This is a genomic window from Chelativorans sp. ZYF759, assembly GCF_012911015.1.
In the GTDB taxonomy this organism is placed as follows: domain Bacteria; phylum Pseudomonadota; class Alphaproteobacteria; order Rhizobiales; family Rhizobiaceae; genus ZYF759.
In genome coordinates this window covers 130832-141523 of sequence record NZ_WVVV01000005.1, presented here as the reverse complement: position 1 = coordinate 141523, position 10692 = coordinate 130832, and the positions used below count along the sequence as shown (strand labels likewise).

Below are 10692 nucleotides of genomic sequence, written 5' to 3'. Positions count from 1 at the left end.
GGCCAGAACTCCACAGTTCAGTTGTCGAGCGAGGGAACCCCGCCCGAGGTCGTCCGTTTGCAGATCATCGTCCTCCCCAAGGGACGAGACCGGCAAGGGACGGCCGCGACAGCGGGAGAGGCGCATGGCTGACAACAAGAACGATAATGGCACGCACGAAGCGAGCCGGGGCAACCCTTTGGACAAGGCGGGCGAGGCCCCATCCTCGAGACCTCGCCGAAGAGGTATCAACTGGGTTTCTGCGATAGCTGTCGCCGCTCTGATCTCGATCGTTGCCGCGGGCGCCATTACATGGTGGGCCTTGCGGGACGTCCCATGGCAACAGATCGCCGACGGAACACTGAGGCCGGTGGTCCTTCTCGAGAATGCCTCTGGCGACCCCCTCGTGCAGAGCGGCCCCTACCAGGGTGCCCACACGCCGCTGGAAGACTATCCCGACCACCTCGTTGGCGCGGTGCTGGCCATCGAGGATCGGCGCTTTTTCGATCATTACGGCATCGACCTGCGCGGCATCACGCGTGCCTTCGTGCGAAACATTGGTGCCGGCCAGGTCGTGGAGGGTGGAAGCACCATCACCCAGCAGCTGGTCAAGGTGCTCTATCTGGAGCAAGACCGGACCTTGCGGCGCAAGGTCCAGGAGACATTTGTCTCTTTCTGGCTAGAGGCAAGGCTGGGCAAGGAGGAGATTCTCACCCGATACCTCAACAGCATCTATCTCGGAGCGGGAGCAACTGGCGTTCCGGCTGCCGCACGCGTCTATTTCGACAAGGACGTAAGCGATCTGACGCTGGAGGAATCCGCACTGATCGCCGGCGTCATCCGCGCGCCCTCCGTTCTGAATCCTCGCCGCAATCCCGACGCTTCGCGCCAGCGCGCTGCTGTCGTCATTGATGCAATGCGCATCGACGGCCGGCTTACTGTCGAGGAGGCTTATGCAGCGGATCTCGAGGGTACCGAGATCGTGACGCGCCCGGCACCGGAAAGCTCTGGCAGCTGGTTTGCGGACTGGGCGATGGAGGAGGCCCGCGACATCGCCGGTCCCTATCGCGGTACGATCCGCGTCCAGACCACTCATGTTCCCGAGCTTCAGGAAATTGCCAGTGAAGTTGTCCGTGAGGCTATCGAGGAGAATGGCGAAACGTCCGGCGCCACTCAGGCTGCACTCGTTGCGATGGCACCCGATGGCGCCGTTCTGGCGATGGTGGGCGGCGTCGACTACGGCGAAAGCAGTTTCAACCGCGCCGTTGCCGCCATGCGCCAGCCGGGCTCGACCTTCAAGCTCTTCGTCTATTACGCCGCCTTGGAAGCCGGCATCGATCCCAACGATCTTGTCATCGATGAGCCTGTCGAGGTCGCCGGCTGGGCGCCAGAGAATTTCGGGGGCCAGTTCTACGGACAGGTGACCGTGGCCGACGCCTTCGCGCGGTCGCTGAACGCGGCCACAGTGTCGATCGCGGAGACAGTGGGCATCGACCAGGTAGCCGAAACCGCACGGACGCTGGGCATCGACTCGCCGCTGATGGAGACCCCTTCCCTGGCTCTCGGCACATCGGAAGTCAGCCTCCTCGACCTGACGGGCGCCTATGCATCGATCCGTTCCGGCATCGCACCGACCGAGCCGTGGGCGATTGCCTCCTTCAGCGCCGAGCAGACCGGCCGCCCCCTGCGCGTCGGACCTGCCCGCATGCGCACGCAGGAACTGGGCGCGTCCCGCAACCAGATGGTCGACATGATGCGTCTGGTGGTGGACGAAGGCACGGGCCGCAACGCGGCGACGGGCAGTTTTGCGGCGGGCAAGACGGGCACCAGCCAGAACTTCCGCGACGCATGGTTTGTCGGTTTTTCGGAAAACTGGGTGGTCGGTGTCTGGGTCGGCAACGATGATGGCACGCCGATGAACCGGGTGACCGGCGGTGGGCTGCCTGCTGAGATTTTCAGTTCGTTCGTCCATCAGGCAGATGCACGGTTTCCGGACGGCATCGATCCCCTGAACCACCGGCCGACCTTCAACGCGCCCCTGGACGAGCCTCAAGAGCACGGCTCGTCCCGCGACGACCTGGTTGCCCAGGCGGGTCCTTCCTGTGACGTCCAGGCATGCTCGCGCCGCTATCGCTCGTTCCGTGCGTCCGACTGCACCTACCAGCCCTACAGCGGTGGCCGACGGATGTGCGACATCGGCGCGGCAGACCCGGTCCAGTCACAGGCGCAATCCAACGGCGTGGAGGTGTTCACCCCCGGCGCGCGTCGACAGATGGCACGCAACAACGAGCGCACGAATGGCGCCGCTGGCGGTCGCCAGGGAGCAGCCGCGAGCTGCAACGTTCAGGCCTGTTCGCGTGCCTACCGCTCGTTCCGAGCCGCCGACTGCACATACCAGCCCTATCGTGGCCCAAGGCGGATGTGCCAGCGCTGAGCTGGCGGCGCGAGCCCTACTCGGGCACGTGCCGGACCGCGCCCTTGTCGGCGCTGGTGGTCATGGCGGCGTAGGCCCTGAGCGCTGCCGTCACCTTGCGCTTGCGGATTTCTGTCGGCTTGAAGCCGACATGGTCCAGCGCGACGCGTCGGCGCTTGAGTTCCTCCTCGGCGACCGTCAGCCGGATGGAGCGACCGGGAATGTCGATCTCGATCAAGTCGCCATCCTGGACCAGTGCGATCGTGCCGCCTTCCGCGGCTTCGGGCGAGACGTGCCCGATCGACAGGCCGGATGTGCCGCCGGAAAACCGGCCATCTGTGATGAGGGCACAGGCCTTGCCCAGTCCCTTCGATTTCAGATAGCTGGTCGGATAGAGCATTTCCTGCATGCCAGGCCCTCCGCGCGGGCCCTCGTAGCGGATGACGACCACGTCGCCGGCCGAGATCTTGTTGGTCAGGATCGCGTTGACCGCCGAATCCTGGCTCTCGAAGACCCGTGCCGGGCCGGAGAAGACCAGGATCGATTCGTCGACGCCGGCCGTCTTTACGATGCAGCCATTCTCGGCGAGATTGCCGGTCAGCACGGCGAGGCCGCCATCCTTCGAAAAGGCGTGATCGGCCGAGCGGATGACGCCGGTCATGCGGTCGAGATCGAGATCGTCCCAGCGGCGTTGCTGGCTGAAGGCCACTTGCGTCGGCACGCCGCCGGGCGCCGCCCTGAAGAAGTCCCGCACGCTCTCGCTTGATGTCCGGGATACGTCCCATCGGTCGATCGCCTCGCCGATCGTCGTCGCGTGGACCGTTGGGACATCGCGGTTGATAAGCCCGGCCCGGTCCAGCTGACCCAGAATCGCCATGATGCCGCCCGCGCGGTGAACGTCTTCCATGTGGACATCGGATTTGGCGGGTGCGACCTTGCACAGAACCGGCACCTTGCGCGAAAGCGCGTCGATGTCGTCGAGGTCGAAATCGATCTCGCCCTCGATCGCGGCGGCGAGGATGTGAAGCACGGTATTGGTCGAGCCACCCATGGCGATGTCCAGTGCCATCGCGTTCTCGAAGGCAGCCTTCGAGGCGACGTTGCGCGGCAACACGCTTTCATCGTCCTGCTGGTAGTACCGCTGGGCCACGTCGACGATGAGATGGCCGGCTTCCACGAACAGGCGCTTGCGATCGGCGTGTGTCGCCAGGGTCGATCCATTGCCCGGCAGCGAGAGCCCCAGCGCCTCGGTGAGGCAATTCATCGAGTTCGCCGTGAACATGCCCGAGCACGAGCCGCAGGTCGGGCAAGCCGAGCGCTCGATGGTCTGTACCTGCTCGTCGGTATAGCTGTCGTCGGCGGCAGCCACCATGGCATCGACGAGATCGAGCGCGACCTCCTTGCCGTCGAGCACAACCTTGCCTGCCTCCATCGGCCCGCCGGAAACAAACACGGCAGGTATGTTGAGCCGCATGGCGGCCATCAGCATGCCGGGCGTGATCTTGTCGCAATTGGAAATGCAGACCATCGCATCCGCGCAATGCGCATTGACCATATACTCCACGGAATCCGCGATCAGCTCGCGCGACGGCAGCGAATAGAGCATGCCGTCGTGGCCCATGGCGATGCCGTCGTCGACGGCTATGGTGTTGAACTCCTTGGCCACGCCGCCGGCAGCTTCGATCTCGCGCGCCACCAGCTGGCCGAGATCCTTCAGATGCACGTGCCCCGGCACGAATTGCGTGAAGGAGTTCACCACCGCGATGATCGGCTTGCCGAAATCGTTGTCCTTCATGCCGGTGGCGCGCCAGAGGCCGCGCGCGCCGGCCATGTTGCGTCCATGGGTGCTGGTGCGGGAACGATAGGGAGGCATGCTTTCGTCCGTGTCCTTGAGTTGCCTGAAACGCCCGTCCCCTAGCAGAGAACCGCGGCGATGCCTAATTGCGATTGCCAGGCATATCGACAACCCGCCGCAGGCTTCTACACTCGCCCGCAGGCAGACCGGGACAAGAAAACCGCCATGAACCAGCACGACAGGATCGCCTCGGCTTTCGAACTTCAGAAGGCCGGCAGTGCGCGCCGCAGGGTCGAATTCGGGCTGGCGGAAAGGCTGGCCGCCCTCAACGCCCTCAAGGCCGCGATCGACCGCCGCGAACAGGACATCGTGGCCGCCATCGCAGCCGACTTCGCCAAGCCGGAGGCCGAAACGATCTTTTCCGAGATCATGCCGGTGACCCAGGAAATCGCGCATGTGCGCCGGCACCTGCGCGGCTGGATGAAGCCGCAACGGATGTTGCCCACCATGGCCACCTTCGGCACGAGCGCGCAAATCCGCCCCGAGCCGCGCGGCGTCTGCCTCATCATCGCGCCTTGGAACTACCCCTTCAACCTGATGTTCTCGCCACTGGTTTCGGCACTCGCGGCCGGCAACAGCGCCATCCTGAAACCTTCGGAAATGACCCCCGCCACCTCGCGCCTCATCGCCGAGATGGTGGCGGAAACCTTCCCGCCCGAACTCGTCACCGTTATCGAGGGCGACAAGGACGTCTCGCAGCGACTGCTGGAACTGCCTTTCGACCATATCTTCTTCACCGGCAGCCCGCAGGTCGGCAAGATCGTGATGGCGGCAGCCGCCAGGAACCTGGCCTCGGTCACGCTCGAATTGGGGGGCAAGTCGCCCACGATCGTGGGCCCCGGCGCAGACCTGAAGAAGGCCGCGCAATGGACGGCGTTCGGGCGCTTCTCGAATGCAGGTCAGACCTGCATCGCGCCTGACCACGTCTTCGTCCATCAATCCGTCGCGGCGGACTTCACCGCGGCACTCCGCACCGAGATCACGAAATTCTATGGCGTGGAGGCCGAGCAGTCGGCGGACTTCGCCCGCATTGTCAACGATCACCACGCGGCGCGTTTGCGCGGGCTCCTCGACGACGCGCTGAAGAAGGGGGCGCAGGTGATCCAAGGCGGCAAAGGCGATGGGCGCTTCCTGGAGCCGACGCTGATCGAGGCGCTGACGCCCGAAATGGAAATCGACCATGAAGAGATCTTCGGGCCGATCCTGCCGATCATGACCTATGCCGACATCGGCGATCCGATTGTCACGATCAATGCAAGGCCCAAGCCCCTGGCTCTCTATGTCTTCGAGAGGGACAAGGCCTTGATTGATCGGGTCGTGACCGAGACAAGTTCGGGCGGGGTCAGCGTCAACGCCGCCTTCCTGCACTATACGCATCCCGGACTGCCCTTCGGCGGTGTCAACAATTCAGGGCTGGGCGCGGCACACGGCATCCATGGCTTCCGCGCCTTCAGCCATGAAAAATCCATCTTGACCAACCGCTTCTCTGCGGTTCCCATGCTGTTTCCGCCGTATACGGAGCGGGTGAAGCGGCTGATCCGCATGGCGCGCCGGCTGCTGGGGTGAGGGGCAGAATGGCATGTACGACTACATCATCGTGGGCGCGGGCTCGGCCGGCTGCGTGCTGGCCAACCGGCTGTCGCGCGATCCAGACAAACGCGTCTGCCTGATCGAGGCGGGGCCGCGCGATACCAGCCCGTTCATTCACATGCCCCTCGGCCTGGCGGCGATCGCGCGCAACCGCAAGATCAACTGGGGCTATCTGACCGAACCGCAGCGCGAACTGAACGACCGCCGGCTCTACTGGCCGCGCGGCCGGACGCTGGGTGGATCGAGCTCGATCAATGCCATGATCTACATGCGCGGCCACAAGGCGGATTATGAAGGCTGGGCCGAGGCGGCGGGCGGCGAATGGGGCTGGCGGCGCGCGCGCGAACTCTTCATCGCGATGGAGAACAATTGCGACATCCATGACGAACATCACGGCGTCGAAGGCGAGCTGGCTGTTGCCCATCTGCGCCATGCCAACCCGCTGAGCCATGCCTTCGTGGAGGCCGCCGCCCAGCTGCAATATCCGCGCAATGACGACTTCAACGGCGCACGGCAGGAAGGATTTGGCCTGTTTCAGGTCACGCAGCGCGACGGACGGCGCTTCAGTTCGGCCCGTGCCTTTCTCGAACCGGCACTGGGGCGCCCCAATCTGGAGGTGCGTACAGGCCAGCTGGTCCTGAGAGTCCTGTTTGACGGTCGTCGCGCGACAGGTGTCGCGCTTGCCCAGGGCGACCTCAAACTCAATCCCGGCGGCGAGGTGATCCTGTCGGGCGGCGCGATCAACTCCCCGCAACTGCTTCAGCTGTCGGGCGTCGGTCCGGGCGCGGAACTTCAGCGTCACGGCATCCCCGTCCTGCACGATCTGCCCGAAGTGGGCGAAAACCTGCAGGACCATCTCGATGTCACCTTGATGGCTGCAGCCAGCACGCGCGACGCCATCGGGCTGTCGCTGTCCTATCTGCCACGCGCGTTTCGCGCCTACCGGGCCTTTTCACGCGATGGTACGGGGGAGTTCACGAGCAACGTCGCCGAAGCCGGCGGCTTTGTCAGAAGCGGTCCGGAGCGCGACCGGCCGAACCTGCAGTTCCACTTCATCCCCGCCTACCTGCGCGACCACGGAAGGCAGATCTCGTTCGGCTATGGCTACACCATGCATGTCTGCGACCTCCTGCCGGAAAGCCGGGGCCGCATCCGCCTCTCCTCGCCCGATCCGACAGCCAATGCCCGGATCGAGCCCGACTATCTTGGCGACCCCCGCGACGTGGACACGATGCTCAAAGCCGTGAGGATCGGGCGCGCGATCATGGATGCCCCGGCCCTGGCCGCCCACCGCAAGGCGGAACTGCATCCCGGTCCCGATCTGCGGAGCGACGATCAACTGCTCTCCGACATCCGTGCCCGCGCCGAGACGATCTACCACCCGGCCGGAACCTGTCGCATGGGAAAGGACGGGGCCTCCGTGGTCGATCCGCAGTTGCGCGTGCGCGGCGTCGAGGGTCTGCGCGTGGTCGACGCCTCGGTGATGCCACGGCTGGTTGCCGGCAATACCAATGCGCCGACCATGATGATAGCCGAGAACGCGGCCGCCATCATGTTGCGTCGGACAGGCTGAAGCCAGCCGCCAGGCGCGCGAAAGACGCGCTAGAGCGCCACCCGTATCCGGCCACCCGGCGCCTTCGCGCGCGAGCAGCAGAGGATAACGCGCTTTTCACGCTCGGCAGCCGACAGCACGTAGTCGCGGTGCTCGATCTCGTCGCCCAGATGGCCACAGGCGCAGACCCCGCAAATGCCGTCCGAGCATTTGGTGGAGATGTGGATACCCGCCTCGGCGAGGACGTCGGTCGCCGATTTCTCCGCCGGCACCTCGATGACGCGTCCCGAATTCACCAGTTCCAGAAGGAAGGGATGGTTCACGTAATCCGGCGGCTCGGGAACGGTGAAATACTCCTTGGACAACGCCTCTTCCGGCCAGCCCCTGCCGCGGGCCGCCTCGAAAACGGCATCCATGTAACGGTCGCTCCCGCAGGTGTAGAGCTTCATGCCGCGGCGATATTCGGGAATGAGCGCCGACAAATCGCCCCGCCCACCTTCCTTGGAAAAGTGAAAGCCGGCCTTGTCCGCCCAGGGCTGGGCCTCGATCTCGTCGACGAAGCCGCATTCCTCGCGGGCCCGGGCTGAATAATGAAGCAGAAAATCCTTGTTCAACACATGCAGCCTGTGAGCCATGGTCAGAAGCGGGGTCACGCCGATGCCGCCACCCATCAGCACTGTGAAGTCGGCCTCTTCATCGAGCGGGAAGTGATTGCGCGGTTCGGAGACGAAGATGCGCCGGCCTTCGCGAAAGACGCGGTGCATGAGAAGCGAACCGCCCCGACCCATTTTTTCGCGCTGGATGCCGAGCACGTATTTCGAACTGTCGGCCGGATCGCCGGCCAGCGAATATTGCCGCTGATATTCCGGCGCGATGACGACATCGATATGGGCGCCCGCCGTGAAGGGCGGCAGCGGCGAGCCATTGGCGGATGTGAGTTCGAAGCGCACGACATCCTCGGACAGATCCTCGCGCCTGGAAACCACGACTGGAAAAACGGGCGGCTTCTCCTCGTGATGGCGCGGGCCAGGCGCCAGACCCTCGGTTTCGCCCTTCGAAAGCCGCTCGCGATAGGCCTGCGGCGTGAGCATGGAGCGATAGCGCTTGATCCCCTCCTCGCGGTTCAGCGGCTGGATGATCGGATAGGGCGCGGGCATGACATCGGCCGGATAGACGGCGAGTGTCTGGTCCTCGTATTTCAGGTCGATCTCGGTCGAAAGGCCACGCATATTGACGGCGCCTGCCGTCACGTAGCGCCCCGCCCTGGGATCGAGCTCGATGTCCCACCACCACTTCTTGACCGGATTGATGGTCCCGTGCCCGAGCTGGTCATCGAGCTTGGCCAGGGCCGGCGCCATCTGCGGAAAGTTCATGGCAATCGAGCGGAAGGCGGCGTCGGAGAACAGGCCTTCGAGGTTCCAGGGGCAGGTCTTCATGCAGCGCCCGCACATGCCGCCCGCCGTGTTGGTGAGTCGGTAGCGCGCGCATTTTTCGGCGTCGGACTTCCAGATCTCGTAACCGTTATACATCAGCTTCGGACCGGCGGTGATGGCGCCGGACGGGCATTCGCGGGCACATTTGTTGCAGTTCGAGCAGAATGTCTGGAGACCGAAATCGATCGGCTTGTCATGGGCCATCGGCATGGAGGTCGTCACCACGCCGGATTTGAGCCGGGGCCCGAGGAACGGATTGAGGATCACCTCGCCGATGCGGCTGACTTCGCCCAGGCCGGACAGAAGCAGCAGCGGCGGCTGCAGCACATCACCGTCGAGCACGGAATGCACCCGCGCCGAATAGCCGAGACGCCGCACCTGTTCGGCGATGACCCCGCCCAGAAGCGAGAAGCGCAGATAGGCGCGCATGGACTGCGCGACCGAAATCCAGTCGTCGCCGCTGGCGCCTTCCATGGTCTCATGACCCTGGTCGATCAGGATCGAAATGCCGCTGTCATGATAAGCCGCAAGCTCGTTGCCACCGGCATCATGCGAATAATAGGCCCATTGCGGCACGCGCGAGAGGCCGACGGCGTCGCTCGACAGATAATAGGCGGCAGCTTTCAGGTTCTCGGCGTTGCGCTTCGGATCGGCCGCCTGCGGCGCGACCGGACCGCGCGCCTCGCCGAACTGCAGCAGGAGCAGCGCGCCGAGCGCGCGGCGGGCACAGGCGCCGATCGGGCTTTTCATCACATACATGCCGCCCTTGGCCGCTTCCTGCACGGATTTGCCCATGTCGCCGAACAGCGCCCTGGCAAAAAAATCCGCCCGCTTCGGAAAACGCGGCACGCGTTCCTCGTCGATGAAGGTGGTGGGCTCGTCGCGCCGCTTCAGCGTCTCGAAAGGGTGGGGGCCCTTGCGGAACTCGCGGTCGCGATAGGGTTCGACCGTGGACGCCTTGCGCGCCGTGCCCTTGCCCAGCCACCAGGACGGACCGTGCGAGGCAAGCCCGTTCCGCCCGAGGTCGGGGGCGAGCGGCAAATCCGGCGCCATCTCCATCGTGGTGGTGATGGCGGCGAGGCCGAAGCGCCGGCCGACATAGGCGTTCTCGATCGCCACGCCGTTGCCATCCTCGACCATGCCAGCCAACCCGCAGGAGACGGCAAGGCGACGAAGATCGATCTCCGATGTTGTGGCCGTGTGAGCGCGTGCTTCGAAACCCAACATGCGCATGTAGTTGGCAAGCACGATCGCCGTGTTGGCCGTCAGCAGTGCGGCCCGCTCAGCCTGGGTGCCATGCAGCCAGTCCGTACCAGGCTCGTCCCGTCGCGGCTCGCGGACATGCTCGACCAGGAAGACCAGCGCATGCGTGTGGTGGCGGGCCGGCTCGAGCGTGGTTCGGGCCGACTCCAGAATGTCGGCATAGACCATGTCGACGCCTGCCGCATAACTCTTCGGCTGACCGGCCTCCAGTTCGGACCTGATCTGGTCGATCACGGGGTTGCGGAATGGCTGCGAAAGGAAATGCGCCTCGTTCAGCCGCGCGACGCCGACCATGGACGCATCGAAATAGTAGCCTGCCGCCTTCAGATGTTTGCTGCGCTCGACCGGGTCGGCTGGCACCTCCGCCTCGCCATGCACGATCGCGCCGTCGCGCACCGTATCGAACATGCCCATGAAACGGGCCATGGCATGGGTCAGCGAGTGCGGATCGTCGGCATGGAAGGCGAGCGGCTCGATCTCTGGCAGACGATCGAGATCGGGGGCCTCTTGGCTGCGCCGAAGCCGCTCCAGCGGAAAGGGCCCCAGATGAACCGGCCGGTCCTTGTAGGAAAAGAAACGCATGACATCTTCCTCCCGGCCGCAATGG

General features: G+C 64.7%; 5 protein-coding genes. 3 read left to right on the top strand and 2 right to left on the bottom strand.

Features of this window, described 5'->3' with window-relative positions; all coding sequences use genetic code 11:
* Positions 1–124 precede the first annotated feature (124 nt).
* Positions 125–2413, top strand: a complete 2289-nt coding sequence (locus GRZ55_RS10170) for a PBP1A family penicillin-binding protein (protein ID WP_246734658.1) — start codon at positions 125–127, stop codon at positions 2411–2413.
* A gap of 16 nt (positions 2414–2429) precedes the next feature.
* Here the strand turns inward: GRZ55_RS10170 and ilvD are convergent, their stop codons facing one another.
* Positions 2430–4265 (bottom strand): dihydroxy-acid dehydratase, encoded by a 1836-nt coding sequence (gene ilvD, locus GRZ55_RS10165; protein WP_169286798.1) that lies wholly within the window; start codon positions 4263–4265, stop codon positions 2430–2432.
* 147 nt (positions 4266–4412) lie between these two features.
* Here ilvD and GRZ55_RS10160 point away from each other — a divergent pair, with 147 nt between their 5' ends.
* Both GRZ55_RS10160 and GRZ55_RS10155 read left to right on the top strand, forming a co-directional pair.
* Positions 4413–5813 (top strand): aldehyde dehydrogenase family protein, encoded by a 1401-nt coding sequence (locus GRZ55_RS10160; protein ID WP_169286797.1) that lies wholly within the window; start codon positions 4413–4415, stop codon positions 5811–5813.
* A 13-nt stretch (positions 5814–5826) separates the two neighbouring features.
* Complete coding sequence (locus GRZ55_RS10155; RefSeq protein WP_169286796.1) at positions 5827–7410, top strand: GMC family oxidoreductase; 1584 nt, start codon at positions 5827–5829, stop codon at positions 7408–7410.
* A gap of 29 nt (positions 7411–7439) precedes the next feature.
* On the opposite strand, the gene GRZ55_RS10150 is transcribed toward GRZ55_RS10155, so the two are convergent.
* A complete protein-coding gene (locus tag GRZ55_RS10150) occupies positions 7440–10667 on the bottom strand; it encodes a 4Fe-4S dicluster domain-containing protein (RefSeq protein ID WP_169286795.1) in 3228 nt (1075 codons plus the stop codon).
* Positions 10668–10692 lie beyond the last annotated feature (25 nt).